The sequence below is a fragment of the Comamonas guangdongensis genome (assembly GCF_041079535.1).
In the GTDB taxonomy this organism is placed as follows: domain Bacteria; phylum Pseudomonadota; class Gammaproteobacteria; order Burkholderiales; family Burkholderiaceae_C; genus Comamonas; species Comamonas guangdongensis.
On record NZ_JBFYGN010000006.1, the window covers coordinates 116,565 to 132,192 of the forward strand.

The window sequence follows — 15,628 nt, forward strand, 5'->3', positions numbered from 1 at the left end:
ACCAAACGACAGAGATCACCGGGAGCGGTGATCTTTGATTTTTTGAACTTTATCTGTCCTGCACTGGCAGGCGCTTGCACTCATGACTACCACCCCCACGATTGCCCCCCGCGACAAAGCCGAAATCCTCGCCCAGGCGCTGCCCTACATCCGCAAGTTCCATGGCAAGACCATGGTCATCAAGTATGGCGGCAACGCCATGACCGATCCCGCCCTGCAGGCGGACTTTGCGGAGGATGTGGTGTTGCTCAAGCTCGTGGGTATCAATCCGGTGGTGGTGCATGGCGGGGGGCCGCAGATCGAGGCGGCGCTGGGGCGCCTCGGCAAGAAGGGCGAATTCATCCAGGGCATGCGTGTCACCGATGAAGAGACCATGGAAGTGGTGGAGTGGGTGCTGGCCGGCGAGGTGCAGCAGGACATCGTGGGCCTGATCCATCAGGCCGGCGGCAAGGCCGTGGGCCTGACGGGGCGTGATGGGGGTCTGATCCGTGCCAAGAAGCTCAAGATGGTGGACAACAAGGATCCGAGCATCGAGTACGACGTGGGTCAGGTGGGCGATATCGTCTCCATCGATCCCAGCGTGGTGCGCGCGCTGCAGGACGATGCCTTTATTCCCGTGATCAGCCCCATCGGCTTCGGCGAGGAAAACGAGAGCTACAACATCAATGCCGACGTGGTGGCCAGCAAGCTGGCCACGGTGCTGCAGGCCGAGAAGCTGGTGCTGCTGACCAATACCCCGGGTGTGCTGGACAAGGCCGGCAATCTGCTGACGGATCTGACGGCGCGCGAAATCGACGGCCTGTTCGCCGATGGCACGATCTCCGGCGGCATGCTACCCAAGATCAGCGGTGCGCTGGATGCGGCCAAGGCCGGCGTCAACGCCGTGCACATCATCGACGGCCGGGTGCCGCACTCGATGCTGCTGGAAATCCTGACCGAGCAGGCCTATGGCACGATGATCCGCAGCCATTGAGTGGCTGTCTGGCCCTGACAGCTGGCCGCTCCCCTCGGGTGGCCCAGCGCAGAACGCGTTAACATCGTTGCAGGGCTTTTCGGGGGCAGATTCTTCTACGGACATCTGCCGCAAGCCGCCTTTGGGCGGCTTTTGTTTTTGAGCTAGGTAGGACTTTATGCGTTTGCTTCTGGTGGAAGATGATGTGATGGTGGCCAGCGGTATCAAGCTGGGTCTGTCCGATGCCGGTTATGCCGTGGATTGGGTGGGCAGCGCCGAGCGTGCGCTGGAGGTGCTGGCCCAGGAAGCGTTTGACGTCGCCGTGATCGATATCGGCCTGCCGGGCATCAACGGCCTGGAGCTGACCCGGCGCCTGCGCAGCAGCGAGGTGGAGAGCAAGGCCATGCCGGTGCTGATCCTCACGGCCCGCGATGCCCTGCAGGACCGCGTGCAGGGCCTGGACCTGGGGGCCGACGACTATATGGTCAAGCCTTTCGAGCTGCCAGAGCTGCTGGCGCGGCTGCGCGCTCTCATGCGCCGCTCGCAGGCCGCAACCTCGGCGGTGCTGAACTTCGGCTGCATCGAGCTGGACACGGCGGGCCGGCGTGCCGGCGCGCGCCAGCCGGCGCAGGAGGGCGAGAGCGAGGGCCGGCTGTTGCCCATCGATCTGGGTCCGCGTGAATGGACGGTGCTTGAGTATCTGCTGCTCAATGCCCCCAAGCCGGCCAGCAAGGAAAAGCTGCTTCAGGCCCTCACGGGCTGGGACCGCGAGATCACGCCGAATGCGGTGGAGGTCTATGTCTCGCGCCTGCGCAGCAAGCTCGAGCCGCATGGGGTGGCGCTGCGCTCTATCCGCGGCTTCGGCTACCGTCTGGAACTGATGCCCGAAAACAGCTAACTCCCAAAATTGATAGCTTCCAGCGCCCAAAGATAATGGGTTTTATTGGAATATTGGGGAGATATCGATATCCACCAAACGCTGGCAGCTATAGAAATAAAAGTCCCCGCCTCTTGATGCAACGACCTGCCCTGTCATGACCGCCAATCTGCGTTTCCGCCTGCTGGTACTGCTGCTGGTGCCGCTGATGCTGCTGGCGGCCATGGGTGGCTGGTTCAGCTATAGCGCGGCGGACGAGGCCTCGACCCAGCATGACCAGCGGCTGCTGCGCCTGCTGCCGGCGCTGGCGGATTCCGTGCTGGCTCCCTCGATTGCCGACGGCACGCCGCCGCTGGTGTCGCTGACGCCGGCGATCGAGGACTTTCTGCGCAACCAGGGCGACGAGGTCGGCTACGCGGTGGGCGATCTGCAGGGCCATGTGGTCGCGGGCGACACCTGGATCCGTTTCGATGTGCCGGCCACGGCCACGGCCGAGTTCCACAGCCAGGAGCATGACGGTGTGACCTATCGCGTGGGCGTGCTCAAGGCCGAAACCTATGGCGCGGGCGAGATGGTCGTCATGCTGGCCGACAGCAGCGATGTGCGCCAGCAGTGGGTGCGCCAGCTGCTGATGCATGTGCTGCTGCCCAATCTGCTGCTGATCGCGGGCGCGGCCGTGGCCATCTACTGGTCGGTCAGCCGCGCCTTCAAGCCGCTGCACAAGCTGACCCAGGCGGTGGAGCGCCGCTCGCCGCGCGACCTCAGTCCCATCAACGAGCAGACCTCGCCCGCGGAGGTCAGGCCTCTGGTGCGTTCGCTCAACCGCCTGTTCTCGCTGGTCAACGCCCAGGCCGAGGGGCAGCGCCGTTTTGTGGCCGATGCCGCGCACCAGCTGCGCACGCCGCTGGCCGCGCTGCAGGCCCAGGTCGAGGCCTGGGCGCTCAGCGCCCAGGAAGCGCAGCGCATTGCCAGGCGCAGCGGCGCCCAGGCCCAGGTGGTGCTCAGCGTGGAGCAGATCGAGCAGCTGCGCGATGCCACGCGCCGCACCTCCCAGCTGGCGCGCCAGCTGCTGGCCCTGTCGCGCGCCGATGCGCGCAATGCCGAGGTCCAGCCTCTGCAGGAGGTGGACCTTAAGGATCTGTGCGAGAGCATGCTGGAGACCTTCATCGACCGGGCCTCGGCCAAGGAGCTGGACTTCGGCCTGGAGATGGCGCCGGCTGCGGTCTGGGGACATAGCTGGCTGCTGCGCGAGCTGGTCTCCAATTTGGTGGAGAACGCCATCAAATACACTCCTGCGCGAGGCAGCGTCACGCTGAGCTGCGGTTTGCGCCCGCGGCCCGTGGGTACGGACGATGCGGCGCTGCTGAACCTGCCCGGCATCACGCAATGGGCATTCGTGGAGGTCGACGACGACGGCCCCGGCGTGCCCGAGGAGGAACGCAGCCAGATCACCCAGCGCTTTTACCGAGCCCAGGGCGTGGTGGAAGAGGGCACGGGCCTGGGTCTGGCCATCGCCGACGAGATCACGCAGCTGCATCAGGGCGTGCTCAGCTTTGCCGCAGGCAGCTCCGGCAAGGGGCTGCTGGTGCGGCTCGAGCTGCCGGTGCAGCCGGCCTCGGACGGCAGCCATGATGGGGCTGTGCATCGCGAGGCCTGATTTCTCGGTTACGCTTGCGGGTTGGTGAGAGCGGGGGTTGTGAAAAGAGGGACGGAAACGACAAGTGCGCTCGTGCGGCATGTTTGAGCCTACCTGACAACCTGCCGACAGAGGGCAGTCATGTGCTTAACAGTGCAAATGGCTGTGAGAAAATTACTTACAAATACTGAGTCGCCTATGTCTGAGTCTGAAGTCCTGTCGCCTGTTTCCAATCCCGAAAATTCAGCGGAGGACGCTTCCGTAGCGCCCGCCTTGGCCCCGGCGCGCAAGCGTCCCAAACCCGGCGAGCGCCGCGAGCAAATCCTGCAGGCCCTGGCCACCATGCTGGAAAAGCCCGGCGCCGACCGCATCACCACGGCCGCCCTGGCCGCCCATCTGGGCGTGAGCGAAGCCGCGCTCTACCGCCACTTTGCCAGCAAGGCCCAGATGTTCGAAGGCCTGATCGAATTCATCGAACAGTCCGTCTTCACGCTGGTGCAGCAGATCGTGGGCCGCGATGGAGCCGAAGCTCCGCACGATCCCATCGAAGGTGTGCGCAATGCCAACCGCGTGATCGCCCTGTTGCTGCAGTTCGGCGAGAAGAACCCCGGCATGGTGCGCGTGATGGTCGGCGACGCCATCGTGTTCGAGCACGAGCGCCTGCAGGCGCGCATGAACCAGTTCTTTGACCGCATCGAGTCCACGCTGCGCCAATGCCTGCGCCCCGCGGCGGGCGCGCTGGGCTCGGCCGCGCCGACGGTCGAGGCCTCGGTGGCCGCCAGCGTGCTGACCTCGTTCGCGCTGGGGCGCCTGCAGCGCTATGCGCGCTCGGGCTTCCGCCGCGTGCCCACCGAGCATCTGGATGCCAGCCTGGCCATGATGGTGGTGGTCTAGTCCGGTCCGCGAAATCAAGACTTGAAACGCCGCCGCCTGTGAGGGCTGGCGGCTTTTTTTTGCCCAAGGCGCGGCGTCTGTGCTGGCCGCCCTAGGGAAAGCCTGAGCGCTAAAGATTAGGTATTTACCCTTGAAGCTATCGGATGGACGGCGGATTTTGTGCAAAATAGAACGAACGTTCGTTTTATTGGATTTTGCATGTCTTCGTCGTCCGTCCCCCGTTCCTCTGCCCCGCGTGCTGCGCGCAAAACCGCGCATGCGACCGGCCGTACTTCCGTGCGCTCCGCGGCGGCGGAGCCGGAAGAGGCTGTCGCCAAGGCTGCGGACAAGTCTCGCAAAGCAGCGGCCGCCGTGCAAGCCCCGGATGGCAACAAAACGCAGGAAGCATCGGCCGGCAAATCCGCTCGATCCTTGCCAAAAGGCCAGCAAACCAAGGCCACGATTGTGGAGGCTGCTCTCAATCTTGCTACGCACATAGGCCTGGAAGGCCTGTCCATAGGCGCGATCGCCGAACTCACGGGCATGAGCAAGTCGGGCGTGTTTGCCCATTTCGGCTCGCGCGAGGAGCTGCAGATCTCCGTGGTGCACGAATACCACGACCGCTTCGAGCAGGAAGTGTTCTACCCGGCCATAGAGGCGCAGCGCGGCATTCCGCGTCTGCGCGCGCTGTTCGACAACTGGATGAAACGCACCTCCATCGAGCTGGACTCCGGCTGCATCTACATCAGCGGCGCCGTCGAGTTCGATGATCGCACCGGCCCGGTGCGCGACGCGCTGGTGGAGTCCGTCAGCACCTGGCATGCCGCCATGCGCCGCACCATCGTGCAAAGCCGCGAGTGCGGCGATCTGCGTGCCGACACCGATGCCAACCAACTGCTGTTTGAAATCCACGGCCTGATTCTGGCCCTGCACTACGAGGCCCGCTTTCTGCGCAGCGAAGGCTCGATAGAGCGCGCGAAAGCGGGCTTCAGCAACATCCTGGCCCGCTATGCGAGCGAGCCGCCGGCGGCCTGAGACAGCAGTTCAGGTCATCCACCCGATCCACACGCAACCACCATCACAGGAGAAGACAAATGCCCAGCTACAACCCGCCACTGCGTGATATGCAATTCCTCATGCACGAGGTCTTCAAGGTCACCGAGTCCTATCAGCAAATGCCCAAGCATGCCGAGGTGGATGTGGACACCATCAACGCGGTGCTGGAAGAGGCCGGCAAGTTCGCGGCCAACGTGACCTTTCCGCTCAATATCAGCGGCGATGCCGAGGGTTGCAGCCTGAACAAGGAAACGCACGAGGTCAGGACGCCCAAGGGCTTCAAGCAGGCCTATGAGCAGTTTGTGGAAGGCGGCTGGCCGGCTCTGTCCTGCGACCCCGAATACGGCGGCCAGGGCCTGCCCATGGTGCTGAACTCGGCGCTGTACGAAATGCTCAACAGCGCCAACCAGGCCTGGACCATGTACCCGGGCCTGTCCCATGGCGCCTACGAGGCGCTGCACGCTTACGGCACGCCCGAGCAGAAGAAGACCTATCTGGGCAAGCTGACCAGCGGCGAATGGACCGGCACCATGTGCCTGACCGAGCCCCATTGCGGCACCGATCTGGGCCTGCTGCGCACCAAGGCCGAACCTCAGGCCGACGGCACTTACCGGATCACCGGTAACAAGATCTTCATCTCGGCCGGCGAGCATGACTTCACCGAAAACATCGTGCACCTGGTGCTGGCCCGCCTGCCCGATGCGCCCCCGGGCTCCAAGGGCATCAGCCTGTTCGTCGTGCCCAAGTTCCATGTGAACGCCGACGGTTCCCTGGGTTCGCGCAATCCCATCTTCTGCGGCGCGCTGGAGCACAAGATGGGCATCCACGGCAATGCCACGGCCCAGATCAACATCGACGGCGCCATCGGCACCATGGTGGGCGAGCCCAACAAGGGCCTGCAAGCCATGTTCGTGATGATGAATGCCGCGCGCCTGGGCGTGGGCAACCAGTCGCTGGGCCTGACCGAGGTGGCGTTCCAGAACGCGCTGGCCTATGCCAAGGACCGCCTGCAGATGCGCAGCCTGTCGGGCACCAAGGCCAAGGACAAGCCCGCCGATCCCATCATCGTCCACCCCGATGTGCGCCGCATGCTGATGACGGCCAAGGCCTATGCCGAAGGCGGCCGCGCGCTGTCCACCTTCAGCGCGCTGCTGATCGATCAGGAGCTGAACCACCCCGACGAAAAAGTGCGCAAGGACAGCGGCGAGCTGGTGGCCCTGCTGACCCCCATCGTCAAGGCCTTCATCACCGACAACGGCTGGATCGCCACCACCATGAGCCAGCAGGTCTATGGCGGCCACGGCTTCATCACCGAATGGGGCATGGAGCAGTTCGTGCGCGACAACCGCATCAACATGATCTATGAAGGCACGAACGGCGTGCAGGCGCTGGACCTGCTGGGCCGCAAGATCCTGGGCAACCAGGGCGCCACGCTCAAGAAGTTCGGCAAGCTGATCGCCAAGCTGGTGGAGGAAGAGGGCGTCAACGAGAAGATGAGCGAGTTCATCACGCCCATCGCCACGCTGGGCGAGCAGATGACCAAGTTCACCACCGAGATCGGCTTCAAGGGCATGCAGAACCCCGACGAGGTGGGCTCCGCATCGGTGGACTATCTGCGCGTTGCCGGTCACCTGGTGTTCGGCTATCTGTTTGCGCGCATGGCGCAAGTGGCGCTGCGTGAGATCGGCAACGGCAATACCGACCCGTTCTACCTGGCCAAGCTGCAGACCGCGCGTTTCTACTTTGCCAAGCTGTTCCCCGAGACCGCGTCGCTGATGCGCACCGCGCGCGCCGGCAGCAAGTCCCTGATGGACACCGACGCCGCACTGGCCTGATGTCGGCAGCCGCTCTGCTCAAAAAAGCGGAGCGGCGCGCGCACAAGAATTCTGCAGTTCGAATGGAAAGGACCTGGAGATGAAGAAGACACAAGCGCTAGCAGCTCTGGTTTTGGTGGTTGGCAGTTTGTCCACTGCCTGGGCGCAGATGACGCCCGTAGGCGTGTGGCGCAGCATCGATGAGAAAGAGGGCACGCCCAAGGCCGAGGTCAACATCACCGAAACCAATGGCGTGGTCACGGGCAAGGTACAGGCCCTGCTGCGCAAGGGAGCCGATCCCCATGCCCTGTGCACCGAGTGCAAGGACGAGCTCAAGGACAAGCCCGTGGTCGGCATGACGCTGATCAGCAATGTCAAAAAGGCCGAAGGCAAGGAGGTCTGGGAGGGCGGCAAGATCCTCGACCCCGAAAACGGCAAGACCTACACCGTGCGGCTGACGCCCGTGGACGAGGGCAAGAAGCTCGAAGTGCGCGGCTCCATCGGTCCTTTCTGGCGCACCCAGACCTGGGTTCGCGTGCAGTAAGCCACACCCAACAATCTGCCGGCCCCGCCATGCTCTGGAAGGCGGCCGGCCCTCAATGGAACATTTCCCATGTCCCGATTCAATGTGAAAAAAGTCGCCGTGCTCGGCGCGGGCGTGATGGGCGCGCAGATCGCGGCCCATCTGGTCAACGTCAAGGTGCCGGTCGTTCTGTTCGATCTGCCCGCAGCGTCCGGCAGCAAGAGCGGCATCGCCGAAAAAGCCATCGCCAACCTCAAGAAGCTCAAGCCTTCGCCGATCGGCGTGGCCGACGATGTGGAGCTGATCCAGCCCGCCAACTACGAAGAGCACATGAAGCTGCTCAAGGGTTGCGATCTGATCATCGAAGCCATTGCCGAGCGCATGGACTGGAAGCTGGATCTGTATCACAAGATCGCGCCCTTCGTGGCCAAGCATGCGATCGTGGCTTCCAACACCTCGGGCCTGTCCATCACCAAGCTCTCCGAAGCGCTGCCCGATGCGATCAAGCCGCGCTTCTGCGGCATCCACTTCTTCAACCCGCCGCGCTATATGCCGCTGGTGGAGCTGATCAACACGCCGACCACCAACGCCGAGGTGCTGGACCAGCTCGAGGCCTTCGTGACCACGGGACTGGGCAAGGGCGTGGTGCGCGCCCACGACACGCCCAACTTCATCGCCAACCGCATCGGCATCGCGGGCATGCTGTCCACGATGAAGGAGGTCGAGAACTTCGGCCTGAGCTTTGACGTGGTCGACGACCTCACGGGCAAGAAGCTGGGCCGCGCCTCCTCGGGCACTTTCCGCACCGCCGACGTGGTGGGCCTGGACACCATGGCCCATGTCGTCAAGACCCTGCAGGACAATCTGAGCCTGGAGACGGATCCCTTCTACGGCAGCTTCGGCACGCCGCCCGTGCTGGCCAAGCTGATAGCGCTGGGCAACCTGGGTCAGAAGACCAAGCAGGGCTTCTACAAGAAGGTCGGCCGCGACATCTTCCAGTTCGAGCTGGACAGCGAGGACTACATTCCCGCCGGTGGCAAGGCCGACGAGGTCTATGGCCGCATGCTCAAGAAGCCCGCTGCAGAGCGCCTGCAGCTGCTGCGCAATGCCGAGGGCAAGGAGGGCCAGTTTCTCTGGGCCATTCTGCGCAACAGCTTCCATTACGCCGCCGTGCACCTGGAATCCATTGCCGACTCCGCACGCGATGTGGACCAGGCCATGCGCTGGGGCTTCGGCATGAAGCAAGGCCCGTTCGAGCTGTGGCAGGAAGCCGGCTGGCTCGAAGTGGCCAAGATGGTGCAAGAGGACATCGATGCGGGCAAGGCACTTTGCAAGGCGCCGCTGCCGCGCTGGGTGTTCGAAGGTCCGGTGGCCGATGCGGGCGGTGTGCATACCGGCAATGGCTCGTGGAGCGCCGCGCAGAACAAGTTCGTGGCGCGCCGCGTGCTGCCCGTGTATGAGCGTCAGCTGTTCCCCGAGAAGCTGCTCGGCGAAACCAATCTGCCCGACTGGCAGACCGCCGGCACCACGCTTGCCGAGTCCAAGGCGCTGCGCACCTGGACGCTGGACGGCAAGGTGCTGATCGCCAGCATCAAGAACAAGATGCATGCCATCAGCCCCGAGGTCATGGAGGCTTTGATGGAGGCCGTGGACATGGCCGAGAGCGATTTCGAGGCCATGGTCATCTGGTCCGGCGATGCACCGTTCAGCGTGGGCGCGGACCTGGAAGCCACCATGCCGGCCTTCGTGGTCGGTGGCGCGGATGCCATCGAAAGCGTGGAGCAGGAGCTGCAGAACCTGATGCTGCGCATACGCTATGCGCAAGTGCCCGTGGTCTCGGCCATCCACGGCCTGGCCCTGGGCGGCGGCTGCGAGCTGGCCGTGTACTCGGCGCGTCGCGTGGCCCATATGGAAAGCTATATCGGCCTGGTCGAGGTCGGCGTGGGCCTGGTGCCCGGTGCCGGCGGCCTGACCTATATCGCGCGCCGCGCCGCGGAAAACGCGGCCACCAGTACGGGCAAGGACATCCTGCCCTTTCTCACCGAGGGTTTCACGGCGGCCGCCATGGCCAAGGTGGGCACCAGCGCCATCGAGTCGCGCAAGCTCGGCTATCTGCTGGACAGCGACATCATCGTGGCCCACAAGGACGAGGTGCTGTTTGTGGCCATCAACGAGGCCAAGGCCATGGCCGCCAGCGGCTGGCGCGCGCCGCTCAAGCGCAGCTTCCCCGTGGCCGGCCGCAGCGGCATCGCCACCATCAAGGGTTCGCTGGTGAACATGCGCGACGGCGGCTTCATCAGCGAGTTCGACCAGCATATTGCGGGCCTGATCGCCAACGTGGTTTGCGGCGGCGAGGTGGATGCGGGCACGCTGGTGGACGAGGCCTATTTGATGAAGCTGGAGCGCAAGGCCTTCTGTCATCTGATTGCTCACCCCAAGACCCATGAACGCATTCTGGGCATGCTCAATACCGGCAAGCCGGTGCGCAACTAAGGCGAAGCGAGGAGAAACAAAGATGAAACAAGTACAAGACGCCTATATCGTTGCGGCCACGCGAACGCCCATTGGTCGCTCGCACAAAGGCTTTTTCCGCAACTACCGTCCCGACGATCTGCTGGCCACCACGCTCAAGGCGGCGCTGGCCCAGGCTCCGGGCCTGGACCCCAAGGCCATCGAGGACATCGTCTGCGGCTGCGCGATTCCCGAGGCCCAGCAGGGCCTGAACGTGGCGCGCATCGGCGCCGTGCTGGCGGGCCTGCCCACCAGCATCGGCGGCATCACGGTCAACCGCTTCTGCGCCTCGGGCCTGAGCGCCGTGGCCATGGCGGCCGACCGCATCCGCGTGGGCGAGGCCGACGTGATGATCGCCGCGGGCGTGGAGAGCATGAGCATGGTGCCCATGATGGGCAATGCGCCCAGCCTCTCGCCCAGCATCTTCGAGCGCGATGGCGATGTCGGCATTGCCTACGGCATGGGGCTGACGGCCGAGAAAGTGGCCCAGCAGTGGAAGGTCTCGCGCGAAGCCCAGGACGCATTCGCGCTGGAGTCGCACCGCCGCGCCATCGCGGCCCAGCAGGCCGGCGAGTTCCGCGACGAGATCACGCCGATCGAGGTGACGGATCGCACGCTGAACATTGCCACGGGCGAGACCGTGGCCAGCACGCGTACCGTGAGCCTCGACGAAGGCCCGCGCCCCGATACCAGCCTCGAAGGCCTGGCCAAGCTGCGCACCGTATTCGCGGCGCGCGGCTCGGTGACGGCGGGCAACAGCTCGCAGACCAGCGATGGCGCGGGGGCGCTGATCATTGCTAGCGAAGCCGCCGTCAAGCGCTTCGGCCTCACGCCGCTGGCGCGCTTCGTCAGCTACGCGAGCAAGGGCGTGCCGCCGTCCATCATGGGCATAGGCCCGATCGAAGCCATCCCTGCGGCGCTGCGCTATGCGGGCCTGAAGCAGGAGGACATCGACTGGTACGAGCTCAACGAGGCCTTCGCGGCACAGTCCCTGGCCGTGGTGAACACCCTGGGACTGGATCCGGCCAAGGTCAACCCCATGGGCGGAGCGATCGCCCTGGGTCACCCGCTGGGAGCCACGGGCGCCATCCGCGCCGCCACCGTGGTGCATGCGCTTCAGCGCCACAAGCTCAAGCATGGCATGGTCACCATGTGCGTGGGCATGGGCCAGGGCGCTGCCGGCATCTTCGAGCGCGTCTGAGCGCTAAGGGGCAGTTCATGCAGAGCAGCGAGCAGCCCGCGGTGCAATGGACGGAGATGGGCCTGCCCATCTCTGCCGGCGCCGGGCGCCTGGTGCTGCGCCAATGCCAGCCCGCGACGGGGAGGGCGCTGGCGCAGGTGGTCGTGGCCCCGGCCATGGGCGTGCTGCAAAGCTATTACCAGCAGTTCGCGAGCTGGCTGGCCGAGCAGGGCTATGGCGTGACCACCTTCGACTATCGCGGCCATGGCCTGTCGCTACAGGGGCCGCTGCGCGCGGCCAGGGCCGATCTGCTGGACTGGGTGCAGGACTGCCAGCGGGTTGCCGAGCAGCTCAAGCAGCAGTTTCCGGACCAGGCCCTGATCTGGATAGGCCACAGCTTGGGCTCGCAGCTGCCGGGGCTGGCGCCGACGGCCCTGCCCATCAACGGCCTGCTGTCCGTGGGCAGCGGCAGCGGCTACTGGCGCGACAACGCGGCGCCGACGCGGCGCCTGGTTCGGCTTTTCTGGTGGGGCATCGCTCCTCTGGCCACGGCGCTGTGCGGCGGCTTCCCGGGCCGCAAGCTGGGCATCATCGGAGACCTGCCGGCCGGCGTGCTGTGGCAATGGCGGCGCTGGTGCCTGAACCCCGACTACGGCATAGGCGTGGAAGGGCTCTGGGCCGCCGAGGCCTATGCGGCGGCGCGCTATCCGCTGCATGCGCTGTACTTCGAAGACGACGAGATGATGTCGCTGGCCAGCGTGCAAGCGCTGCTGGGCTGGTACAAGAACGCCCCGGGCCTGCTCGAGCGCGTGGATCCGGCGCTCGCTCCTTCGGGGCGCATAGGCCATATGGGGTATTTCCGAGAGGAGATGCGTGAGCTACTGTGGCGGCCGCTGTTGCCGCTGCTGCAGAGCTGGCGCCTGGGCGAGGGCGGTCCAGGCAAACCCTTGTTCGGGCCGCAAGAGTCACCTGCTTGACGGCTTTCATTCCCGGCTTTGCGCAACACTGAGATCCATGAGCACAGACATCCATCCTTTTGATCGCGCCATCGCCCTGGTGGCCACGGGAGTGCCGGGCCGCTACCAGGGGCAGGCCTCGCGGGATTACTGGAACATGGTGGGGCCCTATGGCGGCATCACGGCGGCCGCGCTGGTCCAGGCCATGCAGCAGCATCCGCAATGCCTGGGCGACCCCGTGTCCATCACCGTCAACTATGCGGCGGCCATGGGCGCCGGGGCTTTCGAGATCGATGCCGACCCCGTGCGTACCAACCGCTCCACCCAGCACTGGCTGCTGACGGTGAGACAGGCCGGCGAAGACGGCAGCCTGCAGGTGGTGACCACGGCCACGGCGGTGACGGCGGTGCGCCGCCAGACCTGGAGCGCGACCGACGCCCCCATGCCGGAGGTCCTGCCCGCGGCCGAGGTGCAGCGCGCGCCGGCCCTGGTTGATGCGGTGCAATGGCTCAAGCGCTACGAGATGCGCTTTGTGGACGGCATTCTGCCTGCGCACAGCGATGGCGCCGAGCGCGACAGCTGCACCCGGCTCTGGGTGAGGGACAATCCGCCGCGTCCGCTGGATTTCGCATCGCTGGCTGCGGTTGCCGATGTGTTCTATCCGCGGGTGTGGCTGCGCCGTGCCGCGCGCGTGCCGGCGGGCACGGTGTCCATCACCGTGTACTTCCACACGGGGCGCGACGAGCTGGCGGCGGCGGGCGAGGCTCCGCTGCTGGCGCAGGCGCGCGGGCAGGAGTTTCGCAACGGCTTTTTTGACCAGACGGCCCAGCTGTGGAGCGACTCCGGCCTGATGCTGGCCACCAGTCACCAGATCGTTTACTACAAGGAATAGGGCGCTCTCCGCAGCGCTTTCAGATTCACCCTACAAGGCAAGACCATGAGCGAAAACCAGGACATTCTGGTGCACACCGAAGACGGCGTGCGCACCATCACCTTCAACCGTGTGGACAAGAAGAACTCCATCACCGAGGCCATGTACACCCAGATGGCCGATGCGCTGGCCTCGGCCAAGGCCGACGCTGCCGTGCGGGTGGTGGTGTTCCAGGGCGATGTCGCCATCTTCAGCGCCGGCAACGACATTGCCGACTTCCTCAAGCAGGCGGCCACGCCCGGCGCCATGGGCGGCGATGCGCCGGTATGGCGTTTCCTGCAGGAAATCTCGGCCTTTCCCAAGCCGTTGATCGCCGCAGTCTGCGGCCCGGCCGTGGGCATAGGCACCACGCTGCTGCTGCACTGCGATCTGGTCTATGCGGGCGACAACGCGGCCTTTTCCCTGCCCTTCATCAACCTCGGCGTCTGCCCCGAGGCCGCCTCCAGCCTGCTGCTGCCGCAGATGCTGGGCTATCACCGCGCGGCCGAGGCGCTGCTGCTGGGCGAGCCCTTCATGGCCGAGGCCGCGCTTGAGGTGGGTCTGGTCAACCGCGTGGTGCCGCCCAGCGAATGCAACGCGCTGGCCCAGGCCCAGGCCAAGAAGCTGGCGCGCAAGCCCCTGTCTTCGCTGATGGAAACCAAGCGCCTGATGAAGGGCGGCCAGACCAGGGCCGTGAGCGAGCGCATCGCGGAAGAAGGCGCGGTCTTCGCGCGCATGCTGCGCGAACCTGCAGCCAAGGAAGCGCTGACCGCGTTCATGGAAAAACGGCAACCGGACTTCAGCAAGTGCTGAAGTCCACTGCTGCGCAGCAGCACGAGCGCAGCAAGGGGGGCGGTTTTCACCAAAAACGGCACCCGGACTTCAGCAAGTGCTGATGCCGACTGCTCGCGCCAGCGGCGCGAGCGCATTGAACTGACCGCGCCGGGCTGCTGGCGTCTGCCCCGGCGGTTCTCGAGCAGGTATATGACATCCCAAACCCCCCAGTCCCGTAAACAGGCCCAGGCCGCGGCCGAGGCCGTGCAGTTCGAGCCCGAGTTCATCGCCGGTCTGCGCGAGATTTTCGAGCGGCGCGTGGCCTTCAACCAGACCATAGGGCTGAAGATCGGCGAGATCACGCCCACGCTGGTGCAAGGCCGTCTGGCCATGCGTCCCGAGCTGATCGGGCATGCGGCCTACGAGCGCATCCATGGCGGCGTGATCAGCGCGGGGCTGGATTCCATGGGCGGGCTGGCCGTGATGGCGGCGATTGCGGCGCGCCATATGGACGACACGCCCATGGAGCGCCTGCATCGTTTTTCGCGGCTGGGCACCATCGACCTGCGCGTGGACTATATGCGTCCCGGCATAGGCAAGGAATTCCTGCTCACCGCCAAGGTGATCCGCCTGGGCTCGCGCGTGGCCAATACCCAGATGGAGTTTCTCTCCGCCGATGGCGAGCTGCTGTCCACGGGCACGGCGGCCTATATCGTCTCCTGAAATAAGAGCGCCTGGCGCTTTCTGTTTCTGGGCTGGCGGCGTAAATGCTGCCAGATCCTTCATTCTGTGAGTTCAGGCAATGCCTGCAAGTAGTTGAAACTTGTGAAAGCTTTGCTTACCGATATTGCGAGATGGCGGCAAATGTAGTCGCCCGTGCTGCCTAGGATACGGTTTTTCTGACAAGGAGATTCCTGCAATGGCTGTGCAAAACCCGTTCTTTGGCAAGCGCGATAGCGACAGTTTTTCTTCCCGTAATTCCGTCACGGGGTCGTCCGCAGGCAGTGCCGGCACGGGCAGCAATCTGGGCAGCTCCTTGAGCGGCAGTGTCTCGACATCCCCGAGCTCGCTGCGCGCGACGACCGCACCGGCCGCGCCCGCCCCCTCGTCCGAGGGCACGGGCGGCAGCAAGCTCACCGTGGGGCCGAACATCAAGCTCAAGGGCGTGGAAATCACGGACTGCGACACCCTGGTGGTGGAGGGCACGGTAGAGGCCACCATGAACTCGCGCGTCATCAAGATCGCGGAGCATGGTGCTTTTCACGGCACGGCGGAGATCGACATTGCCGAGATCCACGGCAAGTTCGACGGCACGCTCACCGTGCGCGAAAAGCTGGTGATCTACGGCTCGGGCAAGGTCAGCGGCAAGATCCGCTACGGCAAGGTGGTGATCGAGGAAGGCGGCGAGCTGACGGGACAGATCGAGGCGGGCAGGAGCTTGGCCGGCAGCGCTTCGGCGGGCAAGGCCGCAGGCAGCACCGAGAGCAATTCCGCCGGCATCTGAGTCTTGCGCGCACAGGCCATAAAAAAGCGACCCACGGTCGCTTTTTTCATGATGGCTGAGGG

At 65.0% G+C, this 15,628-nt stretch carries 14 protein-coding genes; all 14 read left to right on the forward strand.

The annotated features are described in order from the left end of the window. Window positions 1-82: 82 nt before the first annotated feature. The 14 genes from argB (at window position 83) to AB6724_RS07235 (ending at window position 15,566) form a co-directional block, all read left to right on the forward strand. On the forward strand, window positions 83-973 hold the full coding sequence (gene argB / locus AB6724_RS07170) for an acetylglutamate kinase (RefSeq protein ID WP_369337819.1): 891 nt from the start codon (window positions 83-85) through the stop codon (window positions 971-973). A gap of 157 nt (window positions 974-1,130) precedes the next feature. Next, a complete protein-coding gene (locus tag AB6724_RS07175; protein WP_369337820.1) occupies window positions 1,131-1,850 on the forward strand; it encodes a response regulator transcription factor in 720 nt (239 codons plus the stop codon). 136 nt (window positions 1,851-1,986) lie between these two features. Further along, on the forward strand, window positions 1,987-3,486 hold the full coding sequence (locus AB6724_RS07180; protein WP_369337821.1) for a sensor histidine kinase: 1,500 nt from the start codon (window positions 1,987-1,989) through the stop codon (window positions 3,484-3,486). Between the two features lie 177 nt (window positions 3,487-3,663). Then, window positions 3,664-4,359, forward strand: a complete 696-nt coding sequence (gene slmA, locus AB6724_RS07185; RefSeq protein WP_369337822.1) for a nucleoid occlusion factor SlmA — start codon at window positions 3,664-3,666, stop codon at window positions 4,357-4,359. Window positions 4,360-4,557: 198 nt separating this feature from the next. Then, a complete protein-coding gene (locus AB6724_RS07190; RefSeq protein WP_439329836.1) occupies window positions 4,558-5,373 on the forward strand; it encodes a TetR/AcrR family transcriptional regulator in 816 nt (271 codons plus the stop codon). 59 nt (window positions 5,374-5,432) lie between these two features. Then, on the forward strand, window positions 5,433-7,229 hold the full coding sequence (locus tag AB6724_RS07195; protein ID WP_369337824.1) for an acyl-CoA dehydrogenase C-terminal domain-containing protein: 1,797 nt from the start codon (window positions 5,433-5,435) through the stop codon (window positions 7,227-7,229). 79 nt (window positions 7,230-7,308) lie between these two features. Then, on the forward strand, window positions 7,309-7,752 hold the full coding sequence (locus AB6724_RS07200; RefSeq protein WP_369337825.1) for a DUF2147 domain-containing protein: 444 nt from the start codon (window positions 7,309-7,311) through the stop codon (window positions 7,750-7,752). A 69-nt stretch (window positions 7,753-7,821) separates the two neighbouring features. Further along, window positions 7,822-10,224, forward strand: coding sequence for a 3-hydroxyacyl-CoA dehydrogenase/enoyl-CoA hydratase family protein (locus tag AB6724_RS07205; protein WP_369337826.1), 2,403 nt, complete (start codon window positions 7,822-7,824; stop codon window positions 10,222-10,224). Between the two features lie 22 nt (window positions 10,225-10,246). Further along, window positions 10,247-11,443 (forward strand): acetyl-CoA C-acyltransferase, encoded by a 1,197-nt coding sequence (locus AB6724_RS07210; protein WP_369337827.1) that lies wholly within the window; start codon window positions 10,247-10,249, stop codon window positions 11,441-11,443. Window positions 11,444-11,460: 17 nt separating this feature from the next. After that, the gene (locus tag AB6724_RS07215) at window positions 11,461-12,399 is read left to right on the forward strand and encodes an alpha/beta hydrolase family protein (RefSeq protein ID WP_369337828.1); all 939 of its coding nucleotides are present in this window, start codon (window positions 11,461-11,463) and stop codon (window positions 12,397-12,399) included. 37 nt (window positions 12,400-12,436) lie between these two features. Beyond that, the gene (locus AB6724_RS07220; RefSeq protein ID WP_369337829.1) at window positions 12,437-13,270 is read left to right on the forward strand and encodes an acyl-CoA thioesterase; all 834 of its coding nucleotides are present in this window, start codon (window positions 12,437-12,439) and stop codon (window positions 13,268-13,270) included. Window positions 13,271-13,315: 45 nt separating this feature from the next. Continuing rightward, entirely contained in the window at window positions 13,316-14,101 is a 786-nt protein-coding gene (locus AB6724_RS07225; protein ID WP_369337830.1) for an enoyl-CoA hydratase, read from the forward strand. 171 nt (window positions 14,102-14,272) lie between these two features. After that, the gene (locus AB6724_RS07230; protein ID WP_369337831.1) at window positions 14,273-14,785 is read left to right on the forward strand and encodes a thioesterase family protein; all 513 of its coding nucleotides are present in this window, start codon (window positions 14,273-14,275) and stop codon (window positions 14,783-14,785) included. 196 nt (window positions 14,786-14,981) lie between these two features. Beyond that, the gene (locus AB6724_RS07235; protein ID WP_369337832.1) at window positions 14,982-15,566 is read left to right on the forward strand and encodes a bactofilin family protein; all 585 of its coding nucleotides are present in this window, start codon (window positions 14,982-14,984) and stop codon (window positions 15,564-15,566) included. Window positions 15,567-15,628: the final 62 nt, after the last annotated feature.

Bases quoted from the DNA above. Each gene is read 5' to 3' on its own strand.
- argB (WP_369337819.1), top strand. From the start codon at position 83: ATGACTACCACCCCCACGATTGCCCCCCGCGACAAAGCCGAAATCCTC.
- AB6724_RS07175 (WP_369337820.1), top strand. From the start codon at position 1,131: ATGCGTTTGCTTCTGGTGGAAGATGATGTGATGGTGGCCAGCGGTATC.
- AB6724_RS07180 (WP_369337821.1), top strand. From the start codon at position 1,987: ATGACCGCCAATCTGCGTTTCCGCCTGCTGGTACTGCTGCTGGTGCCG.
- slmA (WP_369337822.1), top strand. From the start codon at position 3,664: ATGTCTGAGTCTGAAGTCCTGTCGCCTGTTTCCAATCCCGAAAATTCA.
- AB6724_RS07190 (WP_439329836.1), top strand. From the start codon at position 4,558: ATGTCTTCGTCGTCCGTCCCCCGTTCCTCTGCCCCGCGTGCTGCGCGC.
- AB6724_RS07195 (WP_369337824.1), top strand. From the start codon at position 5,433: ATGCCCAGCTACAACCCGCCACTGCGTGATATGCAATTCCTCATGCAC.
- AB6724_RS07200 (WP_369337825.1), top strand. From the start codon at position 7,309: ATGAAGAAGACACAAGCGCTAGCAGCTCTGGTTTTGGTGGTTGGCAGT.
- AB6724_RS07205 (WP_369337826.1), top strand. From the start codon at position 7,822: ATGTCCCGATTCAATGTGAAAAAAGTCGCCGTGCTCGGCGCGGGCGTG.
- AB6724_RS07210 (WP_369337827.1), top strand. From the start codon at position 10,247: ATGAAACAAGTACAAGACGCCTATATCGTTGCGGCCACGCGAACGCCC.
- AB6724_RS07215 (WP_369337828.1), top strand. From the start codon at position 11,461: ATGCAGAGCAGCGAGCAGCCCGCGGTGCAATGGACGGAGATGGGCCTG.
- AB6724_RS07220 (WP_369337829.1), top strand. From the start codon at position 12,437: ATGAGCACAGACATCCATCCTTTTGATCGCGCCATCGCCCTGGTGGCC.
- AB6724_RS07225 (WP_369337830.1), top strand. From the start codon at position 13,316: ATGAGCGAAAACCAGGACATTCTGGTGCACACCGAAGACGGCGTGCGC.
- AB6724_RS07230 (WP_369337831.1), top strand. From the start codon at position 14,273: ATGACATCCCAAACCCCCCAGTCCCGTAAACAGGCCCAGGCCGCGGCC.
- AB6724_RS07235 (WP_369337832.1), top strand. From the start codon at position 14,982: ATGGCTGTGCAAAACCCGTTCTTTGGCAAGCGCGATAGCGACAGTTTT.